Here is a 25665-nt window from a genome sequence, read left to right as displayed (position 1 = left end):
ATGATGCGTTTGTTTTGTTTGATTGGGGTTTTTCTACTAGGGGTATTAGGGGCTAAGGAAGTAGCCATGCAACGCTTTGATAAAAAAAACCATAAGATTTTTGAAATACTTGCTGATAGAGTGAGCGCTAAAGATAATGTTATAACGGCCTTAGGAAATGCGATTTTATTAAACTATGATGTGTATATTCTAGCGGATAAAGTGCGTTATGACACTAAAAACAAACAAGCCCTATTAGAAGGCAACATTAGAGTGTATAAGGGCGAAGGCTTGCTCATTAAAACCGATTATGTGAAACTGAGTTTGAATGAAAAATACGAGATTATTTTTCCTTTCTATGTTCAAGATAGCGTGAGTGGGATTTGGGTGAGTGCAGATATTGCTAGTGGGAAAAACCAGCGATATAAAATCAAAAATATGAGCGCTTCAGGGTGTAGCATTGATAATCCTATTTGGCACATTAACGCTACTTCAGGTTCATTCAACATGCAAAAATCGTATTTGTCTATGTGGAATCCTAAGATTTACATCGGCGACATTCCTGTGTTGTATTTGCCCTATATTTTTATGTCCACTAGCAACAAGCGAACCACCGGATTTTTATACCCTGAATTTGGCACTTCTAATTTAGATGGCTTTATTTATTTGCAACCCTTTTATTTAGCTCCAAGAGATTCATGGGATATGACCTTTACCCCACAAATGCGTTATAAAAGGGGTTTTGGCTTAAACTTTGAAGCCCGCTACATCAACTCTAAAGACGATAGATTTTTATTTCATGCACGCTATTTTAGAAATTATGATAAATATGTCAAACGCTATAATTTGAGAAATCAAAATGTCTATGGTTTTGAATTTCTAAGCTCTAGCAGGAACACCTTACAAAAGTATTTTCATCTGAATTCTAACATTGACAATGGGCATTATATTGACTTTTTATACATGAATGATTTAGATTATGTGCGTTTTGAAAAAGTCAATAGGCGTATTACAGACGCTACGCATATGTCTAGGGCGAATTACTATTTGCAAACACAGAACCACTACTATGGCTTAAATATCAAGTATTTTTTGAACCTAAACAAAATCAATAACAACCGCACTTTTCAGTCCATTCCTAATTTGGAATACCACAAATATTTAAACCATTTGTATTTTAAAAATCTTTTGTATTCAGTGGATTATCAGTTCAAAAATACGATAAGAGAAATCGGCTATGGCTATGTGCAAAATGCCTTGAATGTGCCGGTGGGCTTACAATTTTCTTTGTTTAAAAAGTATTTGTCTTTAGGGGTTTGGAATCATGTTGAGCTTTCTAATGTGGCTTTAATGCAAACTAAAAATTCTTATGTGCCAAGTATTCCTAATCAATCTAAAGAGTTTGGAAACTTTGTGTCTTCAAGCTCTTCTATTTATTTGAATACGGATTTGGCTAAGGAATACAACAAGCTTTTTCACATCATTCAGTTTGAAGCCATCTTTAACATACCTTATTACACCTTTAAAGATGGACTCTTTAGCCAGAACATGTATGCCTTAAGCTCTCAAGCCTTAAACAACTACACTTCGCCGACTTTGAGCGATTATAATTTTAGGGGGCGTTTGTATGATTCTGTGTGGAATCCTAGTAGCATTTTGCCTAGTGGCGTGAGCAACAAAACTTTGAGTTTAGGTCTCACACAATACCTTTATGGCTTAGGGGGGCAAGAGTTATTGTATTTTAGGGTATCGCAACAAATTGATATTGATGATAAAATTTCGCCTTTTAGAATGCCTTTAGAAAGCAAGATTGGGTTTTCGCCCCTAAAGGGGTTGAATATTTTTGGAAATGTCTTTTATTCGTTTTATCAAAACCGCCTAGAAGAAATCTCTCTTAATGCGAATTACCAACGCAAATTCTTAAGCTTTAATCTCTCGTATTTTTTAAAAAACAATTTTAGTAGTGGTTTTAAAAGGATTGTAGAAAACTCCGCTGACTACCTAAAGGCTGGTTTTAGCAACGACTTTGGCTATTTTTCTATGAGTGCTGATGTGGGTTATGATATCAGAAACAATGTGGTTTTAAATTGGAATGTAGGGCTTTATAAAAAAATCCGTTGCTTTGGAATTGGCTTTAAATTTGTCAACCAACGCCGCCCCATTCTCACAAGCGACCCTAACCACCCTTTAAGAGTGCTAGAAAATAACTATGTTAAGCTAGAATTAGATTTTTCGCCTATCACTAAAACTAATATCACTTACCGCTCATTAAAGCGTAGGTAAGAATAAGGAATAAATTTGAATACCGATTTTAGTTATATCACTGACATTGAAAGCATGCATTTCACTAATGAAGAAGATGCCCTGAATAAATTGATTAATGAAATCCACACACGCCATATTGACTTGAAAGACTCCGTTATGCTCGCTTTGAGTTTCAATGCTTTATACTTGGTTAATGCTTTAGCACAAAAATTTGGAGCTACTTATGATATACTTTTTTCAGAACCTATCCTAGCTCCTTTAAATCCGAAATGTGAGATTGCTTTAGTGAGTGAAAGCATGGATATAGTTATGAATGAAAATTTAATCAATTCATTTGACATCACTTTGGACTATGTCTATGGGGAAGCTAAGCGTGTTTATGAAGAAGATATTTTGTCTCACATTTATCAGTATCGCAAAGGCAATGCGATAAAAAGCCTAAGAGATAAAAATATTTTTATCATAGATAGGGGGATTGAAACAGGCTTTAGAGCGGGGCTGGCCGTGCAAACTTGTTTGAAAAAAGAATGCCAGGATATTTATATTTTAACCCCCATTGTCGCACAGAATGTCGCTCAAGGTTTAGAAGGTTTGTGCGATGGGGTCATTAGTGTGTATCGCCCTGAATGTTTTGTCTCTATTGAGCATCATTATAAAGAACTCAAGCAATTAGGCAACGAAGAGATTGAAAAATATTTAGGTGTGAAAAGCACGCCAAATTTAAAAAAGGAAAATTAAATATGGATTTTATAACCATTAATTCTGCTAACAGAGTCGAAGAATTTGCTCTCAAACAAGTAGCTAAACAAGCCACTAGCTCTCTTATGTATCGCTTAGGACAAACCATCATTTTAGCGAGCGTGTGTGTAGAGAGAGAGCCAGCAAATGAAGATTTTTTACCCTTAGTGGTGCAGTTTTTAGAAAAATCTTATGCTGCAGGTAAGATTCCGGGGGGTTTTGTCAAAAGAGAAGGCAGAGCGCAAGATTTTGAAATCTTAACTTCTAGGCTTGTAGATAGGACTTTACGCCCCTTATTTCCTAAAGACTATCGCTATCCTACCCAAATCACTTTAATGGTTCTAAGCCATGATATTGAGAATGATTTACAAGTCTGTGCTTTGAATGCCGCTTCAGCCGCTCTATACTTAGCCCATATCGCTCCCATTAAAAGCGTGAGTGCTTGTAGGGTTGCTAGAGTCAATAATGAATTTGTAATCAACCCTAGCACAAGCCTTTTAAGTCAATCTAGTTTGGATTTGTTTGTATCAGGCTCTAAAGAAAGTTTGAACATGATAGAAATGCGTTCTTTGGGGCAAGCGTTAAACGCTTTAGAAGAGCCTTTAATGTTAGAAGCTTTAGAATTAGCCCAAAAGAGTTTGAAAGAAACTTGCACGCTTTATGAAGAGACTTTTACGCCCTATCAGAACACACTTCTTTTTAAAGAAACCCAAGGGGTTGTCTTCAATGAAAGGTTGCTAGATTTATTGCAAAATCAGTATTTTGATGAAATCATCAAAGGCATTGAAAGCTCTGCCTTGAGTGAGCGAGAAAATGTTTTCAACGAGGTGGCTAAAAAAATCAGTGAAGCCCACTTAGAGTTTAGTTTAGAAGAAATTGAATGGGCTTTAGAGAAAGTTAAAAAAACTGAGATTAGACGCATGATTATTAAAGATAAAATCCGCCCTGATAAGCGGACTTTAGAAGAAGTGCGGCCTATTTCAATAGAGAGCAACTTGCTCCCTATGGCTCATAGCTCCATTTTATTCACTAGGGGGCAAACTCAAAGTTTAGTAGTAGGGGTCTTAGGCACTGATAATGACGCTCAAACCCATGAGAGTTTGGAGCATAAAGCCCCCATAAAAGAGCGTTTCATGTTCCATTATAATTTCCCCCCCTTTTGTGTGGGCGAAGCGAGTTCTATCGGTGCGACTTCAAGGCGAGAGTTAGGGCATGGGAATTTAGCTAAAAGAGCCTTAGAAACAAGCATTAAAAATAAGGAGCAAGTGATTCGTTTGGTTTCTGAGATTTTAGAAAGCAATGGTTCAAGCTCAATGGCGAGCGTGTGTGCGGGGTCTTTAGCCCTTTATGCAAGCGGTGTAGAAACTTATGATTTAATCGCTGGGGTTGCTATGGGTGTGGTGAGTGAAGGGCAAGACTACGCCATTTTAAGCGATATTAGTGGACTAGAAGATGCACAAGGGGATATGGATTTTAAGATTGCTGGAAATTTAGAAGGCATTACCGCTATGCAAATGGACACCAAAATGAGTGGCGTTCGGCTAGAGATTTTACACCAAGCTTTACTTCAAGCCAAAAAAGCACGAGAGCATATTTTAAAAATCATGCATGAAGCCAGAGAAAAGATTGTCATCAATTTTTCCAACCTACCCACGACTGAAATTTTTAATGTCGCACCAGATAAAATTGTAGAAATTATCGGTCAAGGGGGGCGTGTGATTAGAGAGATAGTAGAAAAGTTTGAAGTTAAAATTGATTTGAATAAACCTAGTGGTGAAGTGAAAATCATGGGCAATAAAGAGCGTGTTTTAAGAGCTAAGGACTTTATTTTGGATTATTTGCGTTCTTTAAATCAAGAATTAGAGCAATACGCCCTTGATGAGGTGCTAGAAGCTCAGGTGAAAAAAATCGTAGATTTTGGGGTCTTTTTAAGCTTGCCAAAAGGGGGCGAAGGCTTGTTGCGTAAGCAAAACATAGAGAAATGCCAAGTTGTCTTAAAAGAAGGCGATAGCATTATGTGTAGGATTATCAGTTTTAATAGGGGTAAAATCGCCCTAGATTTAGCCTAGACTTTTCTAAAGGGTTTTTAAGCTAGTTTGTATTAAAATCAGCCCTTGCTTGTATTTTTGAAAGTAGAGGGATGATTCGAAATAAAAATCAAGCCTAATATTTAAAATGGAGTGCGAAAATGAAATTTTTAGCGTTATTTTTTCTTGGTTTAGTGGGCGTTGTTTTTGCTGATGATATGAGTGGAATGGATATGATTAAATCTTATTCTATTTTAGGAGCTATGATTGGTCTAGGTATCGCAGCTTTTGGTGGGGCGATTGGTATGGGAAATGCAGCAGCAGCAACCATTACAGGCACAGCGAGAAATCCAGGAGTAGGCGGTAAGTTGCTTACAACCATGTTTGTAGCTATGGCAATGATTGAAGCCCAAGTGATTTATACCTTAGTATTTGCTATCATCGCCATTTATAGCAACCCATTCTTAAGCTAAGGGCTTTTGGTTAGCTAAATTATTGCTTAAAAAAGCATAATTTTAGCTATAATGACTCTTTGTTTTTGAATTTTTAGCACTGGTGGTGGAATTGGTAGACACGCCATCTTGAGGGGGTGGTGAGAGCAATCTCGTGCGAGTTCGATTCTCGCTCAGTGCACCATGACTTTATAGTTCTTTTAAGGAACAAGTGGGTATAATCTCACTCTTTGCTGTATTGATGTGCCAGCATGCCGAAGTGGTGGAATTGGTAGACACGCTAGACTCAAAATCTGGTGGGAGCAATCTCGTGTCGGTTCGAGTCCGACCTTCGGCACCACTACAATCTAAGTGATATTTTTTGTTTTCCAGTCCGCTTTTTATCTCTTTTTAATTTAAATTTAACTAAAATTATGAGTAATTTAAAAATAACTATTATTTAAAGGATAAACCATGATTAAACAAGAGGAAGTAAAAGGTAAAGTTTTATGAAAAACTTTAGCAATCAATTAGCTCATTTAAGCAAAAGTACAGCATTGGTGCTTGTAGGGTTGTTGAGCAACCTAGAATCCCATCCAAAAAGTGGGGTTTTTATAGAAGCAGGATTTGAAACTGGTGAATTACAAGCAAGACAAAGGCAAAAGGCTTTAAATAATAATGGTATAGATAATTATTCGCATTCCTTGTTGAGTCAAGGTTTTAGCCCATCAAAAACACAAACCAACAATAAACCCCTTAAAAAAGATGATTCAAAGAGTGGTAGTTCTAAAGCAGTCGTATATTCTCATCAACAAGATAGCGAATCTCAAGCAAGCATCTCTTTAGGTAGTTCTCAGGCACAAGCTGATGAAAACCCTAAAACAGAAGAATCACAAAAACCACACTTAACACTCAAAGAAAGGGTCAATTTCGCACAATTGCAACAAGAATTAGAAAGCAACATAAAAACAATTAATACTGCTAACGCTACAAAAACAGATTTGTTTGCAAAAGAAAATATTACTAAGCTAAAAATTAGCACTACAGCTCCTATTCAAGTTAATTATGACTTAAAAAATCCCACAAATCCTATAAAAGTGCAGAATTTCTTACCTTATGACCTACAAAATGTGGATTTGTATGTGAAATACACTGATGAAAACAACAAACAACATGAAGTTAAAATCGCTACCATTGACAATATTGATAAAGACAAAGAAATCAGTATTAATGCGAGTGAGTTTCCGCAATTAGGCAAGTATTTTAGTGGTGAATTAAGTGTTCAAGATTTTGAAATCAAACCACAAGCCAACGATACAAGCAATACCGCAAGAGTTTTAAATGCGGTGAATAGTATATTTACTGATATTTCAGGGGTGTTTAGTAATGCACAAATAGATAATCGGTTGTGTGGTAAAAATTGTATGACAAAGGTTACTCCAGAGGATGCTAAAAATTGGACTAACACGCTCTTAAGTTTGGCGTATGTTTTTGACTCAGAGACTTGGGTAGATATGGTTAAAAATGCAGATTTTAAGTTTTGGGATGGAAGTAAAAGCCATATTATTTCTCAAGATGAGATTATTAAAAGATTTCAATCTGATACTAGTTTAAAACTTCAAATAATAAGACCTGAAACTAAAGTTCGTGGGCTAGAAAACCAACGGAGTGGCTTGCTTGCTGTAGAATCACAATACATAAACCTTGCGAAGTTACCGGCATTAAAGGATTATAAATATTGCAAACATACTAGTGATTTATCAAGAGGGGAATGTTTAAAGCTATATACCAATAGCATCTCAGTACTTCATGAATACGCTCATGCAAAGGGCTTTGCCAAAAATTTTAACCATGATGGCAACATGACTAAACATTATAGCGATAGTTTTCCGGGTCTTACTATTGATGCTTGGATACAATTAGGTGCTGATGGAGATTTGCCTATTTATTATGAAAACGGACAGCTTAAATCATTTACTAATCCAAGTGAGGTTAAACATGATGCTGGCACTAGACCTAAAAATTGCGATTGGTTGGGGATTAATGTGGATAATAATCGTAGTTGTCAACCTAAGCAACAATCCGCCCAAGCTCAAGTGCTTGCACACTCTCATTATCTCCAAACCCCAAACACTCAAAACACTGCCGAAAGCTCTATCAATTCAAGCTTAAGCTCCATGTTTAAAGAGCATCTAAACAACGCTTTTGCCACTCTCTCTAACCAACTCAATAACAATAACTCCCTTAACAACACCACTAGCCAAACCCTTAAAGCCCCTATGCTAGGATTTAATGCCATGCTAGGTTATCAGCAATACTTTAATGACTATATAGGGTTGTCTTATTATGGCTTTTTTAATTACAATAATGCAAACCTTAAGGGCGTGTTAAATAGTGTTACACAATCAGGCTTAGGTTTAGGAACTAATTTATTGATAGATTTTTATACGAGTTATGACAATAATAGTGTGAGAAATGTTTTTGGGATTTTTGGAGGGTTTAGGGGCTTATGGAATAATTATAAGAGCAATGGACTGATTAGGCTTAATAAAAACATAGGCAATATCCATTTTACAACCGGAATCAATTATCGTTACAAGCATTCTAAGTTTTCTATTGGTTTAGGCATTCCATTAATGAAGCAAAATATAAAAGCTAGGCTTTTACAAGAGACAACCATTAGCGAAGTAGAACTTAATGAAACTCCAAAGAATATGCATATTTATTTTAACTATGGGTGGGTGTTTTAAAATTAAAACTTTTTGTAGATACAAGGATAGAAAAACTAAAAAGTCTCAAGCTTTTTAGCTAAATGATATTGAGAGCATTATTAGTTCAATCAAAACGCCTAGAGATTACCTAGAGTTTATTGAAATTGCTTTAAAAGTATAAGGTTTTTAGACTTGATTCTAATAAAAAATATTAGTTAGACTGCTCTAGATAGTAGGGGTCTCTATGGGTATGTTCTTCATCATCGCAATCACAACGCATGCTTAAAAGCTTGCTTTCTTCTAGCTCTTTTGGAGACATTTTGCTCGCTGTTTTTTGAATCATTTTTTTGATTTCAAGTTGGCGTTTTTTGTAATCAGCTTGACTTAGATTTTGAGTGTTTTTAGTAGCTTTTTCACTCATTTGGTCGTGGAATTTTTGATAAGTTTCATTATCCATTATAGAAGTGCGTTTACGCATTTCTATTTTGAAAGCTGGAAAGTCCTTAGGCTCAATTTTTCCCAAGAAGTCTAATAATTCTTCATTGCTATAGATTGAAAAATCTTTTATTTCTTGGGAATGTTTTTGAGTGTGTTGATACTCTTTAGCAAAAATCACACTAGGGTTTAAGAAGGCTAAAATTAAGATAGAAATACCTAATTTACTTTGCAATATATATTTCATGTTAATCCTTATTTATTTGGTTGTAAAAATACATATTGGTATCATATCGTAAAAAACAATTAGATTATTGTGAAAATGATTGTTTAATAAGGTAAAATTAAACCAAATAAGCCTACAAATGAGGGAAAGTGAATGGCGTTAGAAGTGGTTCTATGGGATTTTGATGGCGTAATTTTTGATAGCATGCATTTGAAGTATGCGGGGTTTAAGGCGTTATTTCAAGCACATGGGAATGGCAATGAAGAGAATTTGAAGGCATTTGAAATCTATCATTACAAAAGTGGGGGGATTTCAAGGAGTGAAAAAATCAAATATTTTTACAATGAGATTTTAAAAAGTCCTATAGCTCAAGTTACAATTGATGCGTTAGCCCTAGAATTTGGCACTATTATGGAACAAAAGCTCTTTGATAGGGAGCATTTAAATAGTGAAGTTATGGCGTTTATTGATAGGCACTATAAAGATTATATTTTTCACATTGCTTCAGCAGCTTTACATAGTGAATTGCAAGTGCTGTGTGAGTTTTTAGGGATTACAAAGTATTTTAAGAGTATTGAAGGGAGCCCCCCCTAATAAACCCAAGATTATTGCCAATATCATTCAAAAATATTCTTATAATCCAAGGAGTATGCTAATGATAGGCGATAGCACAAATGACTACGAAAGTGCTATCGTTAATGAAGTGGCATTCTTAGGCTATAACAGCGGAGTTTTGAGAAATTTAGTGGGTCAAAATGGCTACAAGGGGAAGTATTTGGAGAGCTTTAAGGGGTTTGATTTGAAAGATTTATAATCAGCTAATTAGCCCAAGCTAATTATTGTGTCTTCCCATATCAATTTTGACCTCACAACGATCAATAGTGCTTAAGCGATGAGCAATCACTAGTAAGGTTTTATCTTCTGCGATTTGATAAATTTCATCCATTATCTTACTTTCGGTTTCGTTATCTAGGGCCGAGGTGGCTTCATCTAACACTAAAATTTCAGGGTTATCATACAAAGCTCTTGCAATACCTATGCGTTGTTTCTGCCCGCCACTGAGTTTAGCACCCCCTTCACCTACCTGTGTTTTAATGCCACTATGTTCACATAGATAATCATAGATATGTGCCATTTTACACACTTTGATCAGGCGTTCTTCATCAATAGCACTTCCAAAAGCAATGTTGTCCCCTACGGTACCATCAAATAGGTAGATATTTTGTGGAATATAGCCGATTTTTTTACGCCATGAACGGATATTTTCTGAACTTAGGGGCGTTTCATCAATAATAATTTCCCCTTCTTTAGGGTAGGTAAGCCCCATAATAATATCAGCTAGTGTGGATTTTCCACATCCACTATGACCTATAAGGGCGACTTTTTGACCTTTTTTAATGGTGAGATTAAAGTTTTCTAAAACAGGATGCGTGTGCTTATAGGAAAAAGAAATGTCTTTGAGAGTGATTTTTTCATTAAAATCTAGGGGAACTAAATCTTCTTGTGCGATAGGCTTAGAAAGATTTCTAAAAACAATATTAGTTGCTTGCTGGTTGTAAGCGATTTCATTATAAAGGTTTAAAATTCCTGTAACAGAAGGGAGCATACGGTACAAAGCTAAGGCATACAAAGAAACAGTGGGTAATACCATTTTAGCTTCACCATATTTAAACAAAATGTAAGCAACGGATAAAATAAGCAAACTAAAACCAACCGTTTCTAAAATATATCTAGGGATAACTTGTAAGGTGGAATAAACAATTGCGGTATCGTGGGCTTTGCGACTATTTTCTCCAAAGAGCTTATGGGCTTCTTCATGATTGTCTTTAAGCTTAGTAATTTTGAAATTGTTGAAAAATTTTGAAAAAACTTTAAGGGTTTGGGTTCTAGATTTATTAACAATCCTACCCTTTTGTTGAATAAGAACCGTGATTTTTTTGGTAATCAGTATGATTTGTGCGATGATAACTAGAGTAAAAATGAGTGTCATTTTCCAGTTTGTTATTAAAAGTGTTGAGTAAAATACAATCATTACGGTTAGTTCAGTAAGGAGATTTAAAAATGCATTAAAGCTTGCAAACATGCCTTCAGCTTTATTGTTGATAATGTCTCTTATAGAATCTAAGTTGTAATTAAGGTGTGATAAGTAGTTGTTTTTAATATGGTGTAAAAATAGCTGTTGTTTTAAGTCGTGAGACTTTCTGTTTGAAAAGCGTCCCCTAAAATAGGTAAAGAAAACCCCATAAAGCATTCTAAAAATATAAAGCCCTACAAGAGCAAAACTAAAAAAATACATAAAATGAATAGGAGAAGAAAAATGAAAAAAGTCATAAATCTTTTTATAGAAGTGACTATCTAGAATTGTATTAGGGTTTGAAGCGATTGAAACAAAGGGCATAAGAGCTGTAAGAGATGCAACTTCAATTAAGGAAGAAAAAACAGACATAGCTACAAGCAGGAGAAAAATTAATTTTTCTCTTCTGCTAACCAATGTAAAGATTTGCCTAAGAGAACGCAAAAAGTATTTTAAGGTAGAGATTTTATGTTTCTTTTTTGATGTGGTTTTTTTTGTCATAATTTAAAAATCCGTAATTCCCTCTAGTGAAAATATAAATGTCTAGCTTAGATTATAGCTAAATTTTAACTCATACCTTGTGTTATTTCTTGTTTTTGCTGTTATTTCTTGACAGGATAGGTATAAATCTGCTATAATTTCAAGTCTTAAAGTTAGCTATATAGTGTTAATAAAGAGTGATTGCTGGCTTAGCTCAGTTGGTAGAGCAGCTGCCTTGTAAGCAGCAGGTCGGGGGTTCAAGTCCCTTAGCCAGCTCCAGTAGAATGTTATTTTCAAAATTTTTGGTGAGATACTCAAGTGGCCAACGAGGGCAGACTGTAAATCTGCTGACTATGTCTTCCGTGGTTCGAATCCACGTCTCACCACCATGTTTTTGTAGTGATGCGGGAATAGCTCAGTTGGCTAGAGCATCAGCCTTCCAAGCTGAGGGTCGCGGGTTCGAGCCCCGTTTCCCGCTCCATTTTTTAGGACGACATCTTTAGATTTTGAGACGCCTATATAGCTCAGGGGTAGAGCACTTCCTTGGTAAGGAAGAGGTCGGCGGTTCAATTCCGCTTATAGGCTCCAGTTTATAATCTCTTGAATGGTGATGAAACAAAATTTTAGAAAGTGTCCTAATTATAGTGATAGTTGGGTGTATTTTAAGGATTTTGTTTAGTATAATCTAAAATCCATTTTAAAAAAATTTAAGGAGAAATACAAATGGCAAAAGAGAAGTTTAATAGAACCAAGCCACATGTTAATATTGGAACCATTGGGCATGTTGACCATGGCAAAACTACTTTAAGTGCAGCGATTTCTGCGGTGCTTTCTTTAAAAGGTCTTGCAGAAATGAAAGACTACGATAATATTGATAATGCCCCTGAGGAAAAAGAAAGAGGAATTACCATTGCGACCTCTCATATTGAGTATGAGACAGAGAACAGACACTATGCACATGTGGATTGTCCCGGACACGCTGACTATGTAAAGAATATGATTACAGGTGCGGCACAAATGGATGGAGCGATTTTGGTTGTTTCTGCAGCAGATGGCCCCATGCCTCAAACTAGAGAGCATATCTTGTTGTCTCGTCAAGTTGGCGTGCCTCATATCGTTGTTTTCTTAAACAAGCAAGATATGGTTGATGACCAGGAATTGTTAGAGCTTGTAGAGATGGAAGTGCGTGAGTTATTGAGTGCTTATGAGTTCCCCGGTGATGACACTCCTATCGTAGCTGGTTCAGCTTTGAAAGCTTTAGAAGAAGCTAAGACTGGCAATGTTGGTGAGTGGGGTGAAAAAGTGCTTAAGCTCATGGCTGAAGTAGACGCTTATATTCCTACTCCAGAAAGAGATACAGAGAAAACTTTCTTGATGCCTGTTGAAGATGTGTTCTCAATCGCAGGTAGAGGCACTGTTGTTACAGGTAGGATTGAAAGAGGTGTGGTGAAAGTAGGCGATGAAGTAGAAATCGTTGGTATCAGAGACACGCAAAAGACTACCGTAACGGGCGTGGAAATGTTTAGGAAAGAGTTAGATAAGGGTGAGGCAGGTGATAATGTTGGCGTGCTTTTAAGAGGGACAAAGAAAGAAGAAGTAGAGCGCGGTATGGTTCTTTGTAAGCCAGGTTCTATCACTCCGCATAAGAAATTTGAAGGTGAGATTTATGTTCTTTCTAAAGATGAAGGTGGAAGGCATACTCCTTTCTTTACAAATTATCGTCCTCAATTCTATGTACGCACAACTGATGTAACCGGCTCTATCACACTTCCTGAAGGTGTAGAAATGGTTATGCCTGGTGATAATGTGAAAATCACGGTGGAATTGATTAGTTCTATTGCTTTAGAGTTGGGAACCAAGTTTGCGATTCGTGAAGGTGGAAGAACAGTTGGTGCTGGTGTTGTCAGTAAGATTATTGAATAATCTTACTTGAGTAAATTCGTAAGAAAAGAGTTGTTATGAAAGTTAAAATAGGGTTGAAGTGTTCTGATTGTGAAGATATCAATTATAGCACGACTAAGAATGCCAAGACTAATACAGAAAAACTGGAGCTTAAGAAGTTCTGCCCTAGAGAAAACAAGCATACGCTTCATAAGGAAGTGAAGCTTAAGAGTTAGTTTCTCTTTGTGCTGTCATGGGGGAGAGGTTTTAGGTCAGTAGCTCCAATGGTAGAGCGTCGGTCTCCAAAACCGGTTGTTGGGGGTTCGAGTCCCTCCTGGCCTGCCATTTATTATCTAGTTCAATTAAATCATTCGTATTAAATTAGGGTTGTTTTAATTTTTATTTAAGCTATTTTTAGCTAGAATTAAAAATTCATTTTATGTATTTTAAGTATAAGGGCGAGAGAATCCATGGATAAATGGCTCATGCAATATAGATTGGCTAGAGAAGAGCTTTCTAAGGTAATATTTCCTGTTAAAGAGCAGATACGCAATGCACTTGTTTCTGTTTTAGTGGTGGTGAGTATTATTACATTGTTTTTAGCTTTGTTGGATTTTTCTTTAGGGGCATTTGTCTCTAGTGTCTTGTAAGCTGGTGGCTTTTAAGTAAGGAGAATTGCAATGGATTGGTATGCCATACAGACTTATTCAGGGAGTGAGCAATCCGTTAAGAGAGCGATTGAAAACTTAGCGAATGACAATAATATCAAAGATAGGATACAAGAGATTATCGTGCCTACTGAGGATATTATTGAAGTTTCTAAAAAAAGCAAAACAAAGGTAACGGAGCGCAGTCTTTATCCTGGATATGTTTTTATTAAAGTGGATTTGGATACTGTTTTGTGGCATAAGATACAATCTTTGCCTAGAGTAAGTCGCTTTATTGGGGAAAATAAGAAGCCGACCCCGTTGAGCGAAGCTGATATTGGACATATTTTGGAAAAAATGAACAATCGTGCAGCACCTAAGCCAAAAATCTTTTTTGAGCAAGGAGAGGTGGTGCGTGTGGTAGAAGGGCCTTTTGCAAACTTTACCGCCACGGTAGAGGAATATGATGTTGAGCATCGCAAACTCAAACTTAATGTTTCTATTTTTGGTAGAAATACTCCAATAGAGATTTTACATTCACAAGTAGAAAAGATTATATAACTTTTTAAGGAGATATTATGGCTAAAAAAGTAGTCGGAGAAATCAAGCTTCAAATTCCAGCAGGAAAAGCAAATCCATCGCCACCTGTGGGTCCAGCACTAGGTCAGAGAGGTGTTAATATCATGGAGTTTTGTAAAGCTTTTAACGAGAAGACTAAAGACATGGGAAGTTTTAACATTCCAGTTATTATCACGGTTTATCAGGATAAGAGTTTTACCTTTATTACTAAAAAGCCCCCAGTGACTGATTTGATAAAAAAGGCTTCAGGAATTGAAAAGGGTTCTGATAATCCGCTCAAAAATAAGATTGCAAAGCTCACGCATAAGCAAGTAGAAGAGATTGCCCAACTGAAAATGGAAGATTTAAATACTAGCACAATGGAAGCGGCAAAGAAAATCGTTATGGGCAGTGCTAGGAGCATGGGTGTAGAGATTATAGATTGAATATTTTTAATTCGTTTGTGTTGAATTTAAATTAAAAGAATTTTTAAGGATTAGACCAGTGGCAAAAAAAGTATTTAAAAGACTAGAAAAGCTTTTTTCTAAAATTGAAAACGATAAGAATTATGATGTGGAACAGGGTGTAGGATTAGTAAAGTCTCTTGCTTCAGCGAAGTTTGATGAGACGGTTGAAGTGGCATTAAGATTGGGAGTAGACCCAAGACATGCTGACCAAATGGTTCGTGGTGCCGTAGTGCTTCCTCATGGAACAGGAAAAAAGGTGAGAGTGGCTGTGTTTGCGAAAGATATTAAGCAAGATGAGGCTAAGAATGCTGGAGCTGATGTGGTCGGTGGCGATGATTTAGCTGAAGAAATTAAAAATGGTCGTATTGATTTTGATATGGTTATCGCAACGCCTGATATGATGGCTGTCGTGGGTAAGGTTGGTAGGATTTTAGGTCCTAAGGGCTTAATGCCAAATCCAAAAACCGGAACCGTTACAATGGATGTTGCTAAGGCAGTAACTAATGCTAAAAGCGGTCAAGTAAACTTTAGAGTAGATAAAAAGGGTAATGTTCATGCCCCCATTGGTAAGGTGAGTTTTTCTGAGGAAAAAATTAGAGAGAATATGCTTGAGTTTGTTAGAACAATCAATCGCTTGAAGCCTAGCAGTGCGAAAGGTAAATATATCAAAAATGCTGCCCTTTCGCTTACCATGTCGCCTTCAGTGAGTTTGGATGCACAGGAGTTGATGGATATTAAGTAGTATAGTAGTTTTTAGAAGTTTATCTTAGGCTGAAGATCGTAAGAGCTAAGGAAGCTTAAAATTTCTTTGAAAAAAGATAATCTTGCAGAGGTCTAGTCTAGAAAGGAGGAAAGATGCAAAAACAACATAAGATAGAACTGGTCGCTAACTTAAAGGCACAATTTGCTGATGCACAGGCTCTTCTAGTTTGTGATTATAAGGGTCTTAGTGTTAGTAAGCTAGAAACTTTAAGGAACAAGGCTCGTGTTCAGGGCATTAAGGTGCAGGTTATTAAAAATACTCTTGCCCATATTGCCATGAAAGAGGCTGGTTGTGCCCATTTGGATTTGAAAGAAACTAATGTGTTTTTGTGGGGAGATGACCAAATCGCCCTATCTAAACTCGTGTTTGCTTTTCAAAAAGAGCATAAAGACCATTTTGTATTAAAAGCAGGCTTGTTTGATAAAGAAAGTGTTAGCGTTGCTCATGTGGAAGCGGTTTCAAAACTTCCAAGCAAAGAAGAGCTTATGGGAATGTTGCTTTCTGTTTGGACAGCTCCAGCACGCTATTTTGTTACCGGTTTAGACAATTTGCGTAACGCTAAAGAAGAAAACTAATAGCCTTTTTATGGCTTTAATTAAGAATATTTGAAGGATTGAATTATGGCAATTTCAAAAGAAGAAGTGTTAGAATATATTGGTTCATTGAGTGTTTTAGAACTTTCTGAATTAGTGAAAATGTTTGAAGAAAAATTTGGTGTGAGTGCGACTCCAACGGTTGTAGCTGGTGGTGCTGTAGCTGGTGGTGCTGGTGCTGAGAGCGAAGAAAAAACAGACTTTAATGTGATTTTGGCTGATAGTGGTGCTGAAAAAATTAAGGTTATTAAAGTAGTTCGTGAGATCACTGGACTTGGCTTAAAAGAAGCTAAAGAGGCCACAGAAAAGACTCCCCATGTCCTTAAAGAGGGCGTAAATAAAGAAGAAGCTGAAACTATCAAGAAGAAACTTGAAGAAGTAGGTGCTAAGGTTGAAGTTAAGTAAAACCTAAAATTTTGAGAGACCTTGTGTCTTTCTTTGCTCTAGTATGGCAGATGATTTTGCTCCATGATTTTGTTTGTGAGCGTGTGGCCTAAAGTGGTTAGTATTGCAGACGGGTTTTGGTATTTCTTCATCATAGATTATGATTGTAAAGTTTAAAAATTCTTTTGCAATGCTTACTTAGATATAATTAAATGCATTAAATAATTCAAAATTTTTGATAAAGGCTTAGAATATGGCAACAAAAATTTCCCTTAAAAACCGCTTGAGAGCTGATTTTACAAAGACCCCAACAGATTTAGAAGTTCCTAATTTATTGTTATTGCAACGAGACAGTTATGATTCTTTTTTGTCTCCCAAAGACGGCAGAGAGAGTGGGATTGAGAAAGTTTTTAAATCCGTTTTTCCTATTCAAGATGCACAAAATCGCATTACTTTAGAATATGCAGGTTGTGAGTTTGGTAAGTCTAAATACACCGTCAGAGAAGCGATGGAGAGGGGTATTACCTACTCTGTTCCTTTAAAAATCAAGGTGCGTTTGATTTTGTGGGAAAAAGATGCAAAAAGTGGCGAAAAGACTGGTGTCAAGGATATTAAAGAGCAAAGCATTTTTATTCGTGAGATTCCTTTAATGACAGACCGCACTTCATTCATTATCAATGGGGTAGAGCGTGTGGTAGTCAATCAACTTCATAGAAGCCCTGGTGTTATCTTTAAAGAAGAAGAGTCTAGCACTTCTTTAAACAAGTTAATCTATACAGGACAAATTATTCCAGATAGAGGCTCTTGGCTATACTTTGAATACGATGCTAAAGATGTTTTGTATGCTCGTATCAATAAACGCCGTAAAGTGCCTGTTACTATTCTTTTTAGGGCTATGGATTATCAAAAACAAGATATTATCAAAATGTTTTATCCGCTGGTGAAAGTGCGTTATGAAAATGATAAGTATTTGATTCCGTTTGCTTCGCTAGATGCAAATCAGAGAATGGAGTTTGATTTAAAAGACCCTCAAGGTAAGACTATCCTTTTGGCGGGCAAGAAGCTTACTTCAAGAAAAATCAAAGAACTTAAAGAGAATCATTTAGAATGGGTTGAATACCCTATGGATATTTTACTTAATCGTTATTTGGCTGAGCCTATTATGGCAGGAGAAGAAGTCTTACTAGACATGCTCACTCAGCTGGATAAGAATAAATTAGAAAAAATCCATGACTTAGGTGTGCAAGAGTTTGTGATTATCAATGACTTAGCTCTAGGGCATGATGCTTCAATCATTCATTCTTTCTTGGCTGATTATGAGTCTTTGAGATTACTCAAGCAAACTGAAAAAATTGATGATGAAAACGCACTGGCAGCTATTCGCATTTATAAGGTTATGCGACCAGGTGAGCCTGTTACGACTGAAGTGGCTAAGCAATTTGTCAAGCAACTCTTCTTTGACCCAGAGCGTTATGATTTGACCATGGTAGGTCGTATGAAGATGAACCATAAATTAGGTTTGCATGTGCCTGATTATATTACGACTTTAACGCATGAAGATATCATCACTACCGTTAAATATCTTATGAAGATTAAAAATAATCAGGGTAAAATTGATGATAGAGACCACTTAGGTAATCGTAGGATTAGAGCGGTGGGTGAGCTGTTAGCAAATGAATTGCATTCAGGCTTAGTGAAAATGCAAAAGACTATTAAAGACAAGCTTACTACCATGAGCGGAGCCTTTGATTCGCTGATGCCCCATGATTTAGTCAATTCTAAAATGATTACTAGCACCATTATGGAATTTTTCATGGGTGGTCAGCTTTCACAATTTATGGACCAAACTAACCCCTTGAGTGAAGTTACGCACAAGCGCCGTCTTTCAGCACTGGGTGAAGGCGGATTAGTTAAAGATAGAGTAGGGTTTGAAGCTAGAGATGTGCATCCTACGCATTATGGCAGAATTTGTCCTATTGAAACTCCAGAAGGTCAAAATATCGGTTTGATTAACACCCTTTCAACCTTCACAAGAGTGAATGATTTAGGCTTTATTGAAGCCCCTTATAAGAAGGTTGTAGATGGCAAGGTAGTAGGCGAGACTATCTATTTGACCGCTATTCAAGAAGACAGCCATGTGATTGCTCCAGCAAGCACCCCCATTGATGAAGAAGGTAATATTTTAGGCGATTTGATTGAGACTCGTGTGGAAGGCGAGATTGTTCTCAATGAAAAGAGCAAGGTTACCTTAATGGATTTAAGCTCTAGCATGCTTGTAGGTGTAGCTGCATCACTCATTCCTTTCTTGGAGCATGATGATGCGAACCGTGCTTTAATGGGAACAAACATGCAACGCCAAGCAGTGCCATTATTAAGAAGTGATGCTCCCATTGTAGGAACAGGGATTGAAAAGATTATCGCTAGGGATTCTTGGGGAGCGATTAAGGCAAATCGTGCCGGTGTAGTAGAAAAAATTGATGCTAAAAATATCTATATTTTAGGCGAAGGTAAAGAAGAAGCTTATATTGATGCGTATTCTTTACAAAAAAACTTACGCACCAACCAAAATACAAGTTTCAATCAAGTGCCTATTGTTAGAGTGGGCGATAGAGTAGAAGTAGGGCAAATCATCGCTGATGGTCCTAGTATGGATAGAGGCGAATTAGCCTTAGGAAAAAATGTGCGTGTAGCGTTTATGCCTTGGAATGGCTATAACTTTGAAGATGCGATTGTGGTGAGTGAACGCATTACTAAAGATGATGTTTTCACTTCCACACACATTTATGAAAAAGAAGTTGATGCCAGAGAGCTTAAGCATGGCGTGGAAGAATTTACCGCAGATATTCCTGATGTGAAAGAAGAAGAAGTTGCTCATCTTGATGAAAGTGGGATTGTTAAAGTAGGCACTTATGTGAGTGCGGGCATGATTTTAGTGGGTAAGACTTCGCCTAAGGGTGAGATTAAAAGCACCCCAGAAGAAAGGCTTTTAAGGGCGATTTTTGGGGATAAGGCTGGGCATGTGGTCAATAAGAGCTTGTATTGCCCTCCGAGTTTAGAAGGCACAGTTATTGATGTAAAGGTATTCACTAAAAAAGGCTATGAGAAAGATGCACGAGTCTTAAGTGCGTATGAAGAAGATAAAGCTAAGCTTGATATGGAGCATTTTGACCGCTTGACCATGCTTAATAGAGAAGAGCTACTGCGTATTAGTTCGCTTCTTTCGCAAGCGATTTTAGAAGAGCCATTCAGTCATAATGGTAAAGACTATAAAGAAGGCGAGCAAGTTCCTAAAGAAGAAATCGCTTCTATCAATCGCTTCACTTTAGCAAGTTTGGTGAAAAAATATTCTAAAGAAGTGCAAAACCAGTATGAAGTAACCAAAAATAATTTTTTAGAGCAAAAGAAAGTTTTGGGCGAAGAGCATGAAGAAAAGCTTTCTATTTTAGAAAAAGATGATATTTTGCCTAATGGTGTGATTAAGAAAGTCAAGCTCTATATTGCTACCAAGCGTAAGCTTAAAGTGGGCGACAAAATGGCAGGAAGGCATGGAAATAAGGGGATTGTGTCTAATATCGTGCCTATTGCTGATATGCCTTATACCGCTGATGGAGAGCCTGTAGATATTGTGCTAAATCCTTTGGGCGTTCCCAGTCGTATGAATATCGGACAAATTTTAGAAATGCACTTAGGCTTAGTGGGTAAAGAGTTTGGAAAGCAAATCGCTTGCATGCTAGAAAATAAAACTCAGGATTTTGTTAAAGAATTGCGTGCAAAAATGTTAGAAATTGCTAACGCTGTCAATGAAAAAGACCCCTTAACCATTAAAGCTCTTGAAAGCTGTTCTGATGAAGAGCTTTTAGAATACGCTAGAGATTGGAGCAAGGGTGTTAAGCTTGCTATTCCTGTGTTTGAAGGTATCTCGCAAGAAAAATTCCACAAACTATTTGAGTTAGCCAAGATTGCAATGGATGGCAAAATGGATTTGTATGACGGACGCACAGGCGAGAAGATGAGAGAGCGTGTGAATGTGGGCTACATGTATATGCTTAAATTACACCATCTTGTTGATGAAAAAGTCCATGCTAGAAGCACAGGACCTTATAGCTTGGTAACGCACCAACCTGTTGGTGGTAAAGCGCTCTTTGGAGGTCAAAGATTTGGTGAAATGGAAGTGTGGGCTTTAGAAGCTTATGGTGCGGCTCATACTCTAAAAGAAATGCTTACCATTAAATCTGATGATATTAAGGGTAGAGAGAATGCTTATAGAGCTATCGCTAGGGGCGAGCAAGTAGGCGAGAGCGAAATTCCTGAGACTTTCTATGTATTGACAAAAGAATTGCAATCGCTCGCTTTAGATATTAATATCTTTGGAGATGATGTTGATGAAGACGGAGCGCCTAAAGCCATTGTGATTAAAGAAGATGACAGGCCTAAAGACTTTAGCTCTTTCCAGCTTACTTTAGCAAGCCCTGAAAAAATCCATTCTTGGAGTTATGGGGAAGTTAAAAAGCCAGAGACTATTAATTATCGCACCCTAAAGCCCGAGCGCGATGGCTTGTTTTGTATGAAAATCTTTGGTCCTACCAAAGATTATGAGTGCTTGTGTGGTAAATACAAAAAGCCCCGCTTTAAAGATATTGGCACATGTGAGAAATGTGGTGTGGCTATTACACATTCAAAAGTAAGACGCTTTAGAATGGGGCATATTGAATTAGCAACTCCTGTGGCGCATATTTGGTATGTCAATTCTTTACCCAGTCGTATCGGCACGCTTTTAGGCGTTAAAATGAAGGATTTAGAGCGTGTGCTTTACTATGAGGCTTACATTGTTAAAGAGCCAGGTGAAGCTGCTTATGATAATGAGGGTGCTAAACTTGTAGCAAAGTATGATATTTTGAATGAAGAGCAGTATCAAAATATCTCACGAAGGTATGAAGATAGGGGCTTTGTGGCTCAAATGGGTGGCGAAGCTATTAAGGATTTGCTAGAAGAAATTGACTTGATTGTTTTATTACAAAGCTTAAAAGAAGAAGTCAAAGAAACCAACTCGGATGCAAGAAAGAAAAAACTCATTAAGCGTTTAAAAGTGGTAGAAAGCTTCCTAAATTCTGGCAATAGACCTGAGTGGATGATGCTTACAGTATTACCGGTATTACCACCAGATTTAAGGCCTTTGGTTGCACTAGATGGTGGAAAATTTGCGGTGAGCGATGTGAATGAATTGTATCGTCGTGTTATCAATCGTAACCAACGCTTAAAGCGTTTAATGGAATTAGGTGCTCCAGAAATTATTGTGCGTAACGAAAAGAGAATGTTGCAAGAAGCCGTGGATGCACTCTTTGATAATGGGCGTAATAGCAATGCGGTCAAGGGAGCTAACAAGCGTCCTTTAAAATCGCTTAGTGAAATTATTAAGGGTAAGCAAGGGCGTTTCAGACAAAATCTTTTGGGTAAGCGTGTAGACTTCTCAGGCAGAAGCGTTATTGTAGTAGGGCCTAATCTCAAAATGGATGAGTGCGGACTACCTAAAAATATGGCACTAGAACTCTTTAAACCGCATTTATTATCCAAGCTTGAGGAGAGAGGCTATGCCACTACGCTCAAACAAGCTAAACGCATGATTGAGCAAAAGAGCAATGAAGTGTGGGAGTGCTTGCAAGAAATCACAGAAGGCTATCCGGTGCTGCTTAATCGTGCCCCAACCTTGCACAAGCAATCCATTCAAGCGTTCCATCCAAAGCTTATTGATGGTAAAGCCATTCAACTGCATCCGCTTGTGTGTTCAGCGTTTAATGCGGACTTTGATGGAGACCAAATGGCGGTGCATGTGCCTTTAAGTCAGGAAGCTATCGCAGAATGTAAGGTGCTTATGCTGAGTTCTATGAATATTCTTTTGCCAGCTAGTGGTAAGGCGGTAGCTATTCCTAGTCAGGATATGGTTTTAGGGCTTTACTATCTTTCTCTAGAAAAGAGTGGGGTAAAGGGCGAACACAAGCTTTTTTCTAGCGTGAATGAAATCATCACAGCTATTGACACTAAAGAGCTAGATATTCATGCAAGAATTAGGGTTTTGGATAAGGGAAGTATTATCTCCACGAGTGCAGGGCGTATGATTTTAAAATCTATTTTGCCTGATTTTATTCCTACTGATTTGTGGAACAGACCCATGAAGAAGAAAGATATCGGTGTGCTTGTAGATTATGTGCATAAAGTCGGCGGTATCGGTATTACAGCTACATTTTTAGATAATTTAAAAATGCTAGGCTTTAGGTATGCCACAAAGGCTGGTATTTCTATTTCTATGGAAGATATTATCACTCCAAAAGACAAGCAAGAAATGGTAGAAAAAGCCAAAGTTGAAGTGAAGAAAATCCAGCAACAATACGACCAAGGATTACTCACTGACCAAGAGCGTTACAATAAAATCATTGATACTTGGACTGAAGTCAATGACAAAATGAGTAAAGAAATGATGACAGCTATTGCACAGGATAAAGAAGGCTTCAACTCCATTTATATGATGGCTGATAGTGGGGCAAGGGGAAGTGCAGCTCAAATCCGCCAGCTTTCAGCCATGCGAGGTCTTATGACTAAGCCTGATGGCAGTATTATTGAAACGCCTATTATTTCTAACTTTAAAGAGGGTTTGAATGTCTTAGAATACTTTAACTCAACGCATGGTGCTAGAAAAGGTTTGGCTGATACGGCGTTAAAAACGGCAAATGCGGGGTATTTGACAAGAAAACTGATTGATGTTTCACAAAATGTTAAGGTTGTAACTGATGATTGTGGCACGCATGAAGGGATTGAAATCACTGATATTGCTGTAGGTAGCGAGCTTATTGAACCTTTAGAAGAGCGTATTTTTGGGCGTGTTTTACTAGAAGATGTGATTGACCCTATTACAAATGAAATCTTGCTTTATGCAGACACTTTGATTGATGAAGAGGGTGCTAAAAAGGTTGTTGAGGCAGGTATCAAATCCATTACCATTCGCACCCCTATCACTTGTAAGGCACCAAAGGGTGTGTGTGCAAAATGCTATGGCTTGAATTTGGGAGAAGGTAAGATGAGTTATCCAGGTGAAGCCGTAGGTGTGGTAGCTGCACAATCTATCGGAGAGCCTGGAACCCAATTGACCTTGAGAACTTTCCACGTGGGCGGAACAGCGAGTAGGAGTCAAGATGAGCGTGAAATTGTGGCAAGCAAAGAAGGTTTTGTGCGTTTTTACAATCTCAAAACTTATACTAACAAAGAGGGCAAAAGCATCGTAGCAAACCGCCGTAACGCTTCTGTTTTAGTGGTAGAGCCTAAGATTAAAGCGCCTTTTGATGGGGAGTTGCATATTGAAACGGTCTATGAAGAAGTCATTGTGAGCGTGAAAAATAGCGAGCAAGAAGCCAAATTTGTTTTGAGAAGAAGTGATATTGTCAAACCAAGCGAGTTAGCTGGGGTTGGTGGTAAAATTGAAGGCAAGGTGTATTTACCTTATGCTAATGGGTATAAAGTGCATAAAGGGGGTAGCATTGCAGATATTATCCAAGAAGGCTGGAATGTGCCTAATCGTATTCCTTATGCGAGTGAGTTGTTGGTTAAGGATAATGACCCTATTGCACAAGATATTCATGCTAAAGAAAAAGGCACTATTAAATACTATGTCTTAGAAGCGAATCATTTAGAACGCACCCATGGAATCAAAAAGGGCGATATTGTTAGTGAGAAAGGCTTGTTTGCAGTTGTAGCTGATGAGAATGATAGAGAGGCCACCCGTCATTATATCGCTAGGGGTTCTGAGATTTTAATTGATGATAATAGTGAAGTTAGTGCTAACAGCATTATTTCTAAGCCCACTACAGATGCTTTAAGCACTATTGCGACATGGGATCCTTACAATACCCCTATTATTGCGGATTTTAAGGGTTGCGTGAAGTTTATAGATATTATTGCAGGAGTTACGGTTGCTGAAAAAGAAGATGAAAATACAGGTGTAACCAGCTTAGTGGTGAATGATTACATTCCAAGCGGATACAAGCCAAGCTTGTTCTTAGAAGGGGCTAATGGCGAAGAGGTGCGTTATTTCTTAGAGCCAAAGACTTCTATTGCGGTGGCTGATGGCTCTAATGTGGAGCAAGCTGAAGTGCTGGCTAAGATTCCTAAAGCGACCGTTAAATCTAGGGATATTACTGGGGGTCTTCCAAGGGTTTCTGAACTCTTTGAAGCAAGAAAGCCCAAGCCTAAAGATATTGCCATCCTTTCTGAGATTGATGGTCTTGTAAGCTTTGGTAAACCCATACGCAATAAAGAACGCATCATTGTAACTTCTAAAGATGGGCGTAGTGCAGAGTACTTCGTAGATAAAGGTAAGCAAATTTTAGTGCATACTGATGAGTTTGTGCATGCTGGGGAAGCCATGACAGATGGGGTTATCTCTAGCCATGATATTTTAAGGATTAGTGGCGAAAAAGAGCTTTACAAATATATTGTGAGTGAAGTCCAGCAAGTGTATCGTAGGCAGGGGGTGAGCATTGCTGATAAACACATTGAAATCATTGTGTCTCAAATGCTAAGACAAGTGCGTATTTTAGATAGTGGGGACAGCAAGTTTATTGAAGGTGATTTAATTAGCAAAAAACTCTTCAAGGAAGAGAACGCTCGTGTGATAGCCTTAAAAGGTGAGCCAGCGATTGCAGAACCGGTGCTTTTAGGGATTACTAGAGCGGCTATCGGAAGTGATAGTATTATTTCAGCCGCATCTTTCCAAGAAACAACTAAGGTCTTAACTGAAGCAAGTATTGCGATGAAGAAAGACTTCTTAGAAGACTTGAAAGAAAATGTTGTTCTAGGAAGAATGATTCCTGTTGGAACGGGTATGTATAAAAATAAGAAAATTGTGCTTAGAGCACTTGAAGATAGAGATGACAAAAAAATTAGTTAAGAATTTTAAAAGAAAAATTAGGGTAAAATAGATGAACTTATAGTTTCAAAATTTTAGAATAAGGAAAAATA

General features: G+C 37.4%; 16 protein-coding genes, 7 tRNA genes and 1 pseudogene. 22 read left to right on the top strand and 2 right to left on the bottom strand.

All coding sequences use genetic code 11. The features are described from left to right. From HCD_RS03025 to HCD_RS02995, 7 genes are all read left to right on the top strand, one after another. Positions 1-2262, top strand: a complete 2262-nt coding sequence (locus HCD_RS03025; RefSeq protein WP_014659120.1) for an LPS-assembly protein LptD — start codon at positions 1-3, stop codon at positions 2260-2262. A 15-nt stretch (positions 2263-2277) separates the two neighbouring features. After that, positions 2278-2982: a phosphoribosyltransferase gene (locus HCD_RS03020; protein WP_014659119.1), complete on the top strand. Its 705-nt coding sequence runs from the start codon at positions 2278-2280 to the stop codon at positions 2980-2982. Between the two features lie 2 nt (positions 2983-2984). Continuing rightward, entirely contained in the window at positions 2985-5051 is a 2067-nt protein-coding gene (locus tag HCD_RS03015) for a polyribonucleotide nucleotidyltransferase (RefSeq protein ID WP_014659118.1), read from the top strand. A gap of 119 nt (positions 5052-5170) precedes the next feature. Further along, entirely contained in the window at positions 5171-5482 is a 312-nt protein-coding gene (locus HCD_RS03010; RefSeq protein WP_014659117.1) for a F0F1 ATP synthase subunit C, read from the top strand. Between the two features lie 76 nt (positions 5483-5558). Further along, positions 5559-5645, top strand: a tRNA-Leu gene (locus HCD_RS03005). A 69-nt stretch (positions 5646-5714) separates the two neighbouring features. Next, a tRNA-Leu gene (locus tag HCD_RS03000) sits at positions 5715-5801 on the top strand. 148 nt (positions 5802-5949) lie between these two features. Next, positions 5950-8190, top strand: a complete 2241-nt coding sequence (locus HCD_RS02995) for an outer membrane beta-barrel protein (RefSeq protein ID WP_014659116.1) — start codon at positions 5950-5952, stop codon at positions 8188-8190. A 172-nt stretch (positions 8191-8362) separates the two neighbouring features. Here HCD_RS02995 and HCD_RS02990 read toward each other — a convergent pair whose 3' ends face one another. After that, positions 8363-8833 carry a DUF1104 domain-containing protein gene (locus HCD_RS02990; protein WP_014659115.1) on the bottom strand — a complete coding sequence of 157 codons (471 nt, stop codon included), beginning with the start codon at positions 8831-8833 and terminating at the stop codon, positions 8363-8365. Positions 8834-8965: 132 nt separating this feature from the next. Between HCD_RS02990 and HCD_RS02985 the strand changes: the two are divergent. Beyond that, positions 8966-9626, top strand: a pseudogene (locus tag HCD_RS02985) (HAD family hydrolase). Between the two features lie 18 nt (positions 9627-9644). On the opposite strand, the gene HCD_RS02980 reads toward HCD_RS02985, so the two are convergent. Beyond that, on the bottom strand, positions 9645-11387 hold the full coding sequence (locus tag HCD_RS02980) for an ABC transporter ATP-binding protein/permease (protein WP_014659112.1): 1743 nt from the start codon (positions 11385-11387) through the stop codon (positions 9645-9647). Positions 11388-11569: 182 nt separating this feature from the next. On the opposite strand from HCD_RS02980, the gene HCD_RS02975 reads away from it, so the two are divergent. The 14 genes from HCD_RS02975 (at position 11570) to HCD_RS02910 (ending at position 25594) form a co-directional block, all read left to right on the top strand. Next, positions 11570-11645, top strand: a tRNA-Thr gene (locus tag HCD_RS02975). 25 nt (positions 11646-11670) lie between these two features. Then, positions 11671-11755 (top strand) — tRNA-Tyr (locus HCD_RS02970). Between the two features lie 15 nt (positions 11756-11770). Continuing rightward, a tRNA-Gly gene (locus HCD_RS02965) sits at positions 11771-11847 on the top strand. A 32-nt stretch (positions 11848-11879) separates the two neighbouring features. Continuing rightward, a tRNA-Thr gene (locus tag HCD_RS02960) sits at positions 11880-11954 on the top strand. A 135-nt stretch (positions 11955-12089) separates the two neighbouring features. Further along, on the top strand, positions 12090-13289 hold the full coding sequence (tuf, locus tag HCD_RS02955) for an elongation factor Tu (RefSeq protein ID WP_014659111.1): 1200 nt from the start codon (positions 12090-12092) through the stop codon (positions 13287-13289). Positions 13290-13324: 35 nt separating this feature from the next. Beyond that, positions 13325-13483, top strand: a complete 159-nt coding sequence (gene rpmG, locus HCD_RS02950; RefSeq protein WP_000865160.1) for a 50S ribosomal protein L33 — start codon at positions 13325-13327, stop codon at positions 13481-13483. A gap of 33 nt (positions 13484-13516) precedes the next feature. Beyond that, positions 13517-13592: transfer RNA gene (locus HCD_RS02945), tRNA-Trp, on the top strand. A 125-nt stretch (positions 13593-13717) separates the two neighbouring features. Beyond that, the gene (gene secE, locus HCD_RS02940) at positions 13718-13897 is read left to right on the top strand and encodes a preprotein translocase subunit SecE (protein ID WP_014659110.1); all 180 of its coding nucleotides are present in this window, start codon (positions 13718-13720) and stop codon (positions 13895-13897) included. Between the two features lie 30 nt (positions 13898-13927). Further along, positions 13928-14455, top strand: coding sequence for a transcription termination/antitermination protein NusG (gene nusG / locus HCD_RS02935; RefSeq protein ID WP_014659109.1), 528 nt, complete (start codon positions 13928-13930; stop codon positions 14453-14455). Between the two features lie 17 nt (positions 14456-14472). Beyond that, positions 14473-14898, top strand: coding sequence for a 50S ribosomal protein L11 (gene rplK, locus HCD_RS02930; protein WP_014659108.1), 426 nt, complete (start codon positions 14473-14475; stop codon positions 14896-14898). A 58-nt stretch (positions 14899-14956) separates the two neighbouring features. Next, positions 14957-15661, top strand: a complete 705-nt coding sequence (gene rplA, locus HCD_RS02925) for a 50S ribosomal protein L1 (RefSeq protein WP_014659107.1) — start codon at positions 14957-14959, stop codon at positions 15659-15661. 113 nt (positions 15662-15774) lie between these two features. After that, the gene (gene rplJ, locus HCD_RS02920) at positions 15775-16257 is read left to right on the top strand and encodes a 50S ribosomal protein L10 (RefSeq protein WP_014659106.1); all 483 of its coding nucleotides are present in this window, start codon (positions 15775-15777) and stop codon (positions 16255-16257) included. A gap of 45 nt (positions 16258-16302) precedes the next feature. After that, positions 16303-16680, top strand: coding sequence for a 50S ribosomal protein L7/L12 (gene rplL / locus HCD_RS02915; protein ID WP_014659105.1), 378 nt, complete (start codon positions 16303-16305; stop codon positions 16678-16680). Between the two features lie 232 nt (positions 16681-16912). Further along, positions 16913-25594 carry a DNA-directed RNA polymerase subunit beta/beta' gene (locus tag HCD_RS02910; protein ID WP_014659104.1) on the top strand — a complete coding sequence of 2894 codons (8682 nt, stop codon included), beginning with the start codon at positions 16913-16915 and terminating at the stop codon, positions 25592-25594. Positions 25595-25665 lie beyond the last annotated feature (71 nt).

Origin of the sequence: Helicobacter cetorum MIT 99-5656, from assembly GCF_000259275.1 — a bacterium.
Classification (GTDB): domain Bacteria; phylum Campylobacterota; class Campylobacteria; order Campylobacterales; family Helicobacteraceae; genus Helicobacter; species Helicobacter cetorum.
Note: the sequence above shows the minus strand (reverse complement) of the source record. Positions and strands in the feature narration are given on the sequence as shown.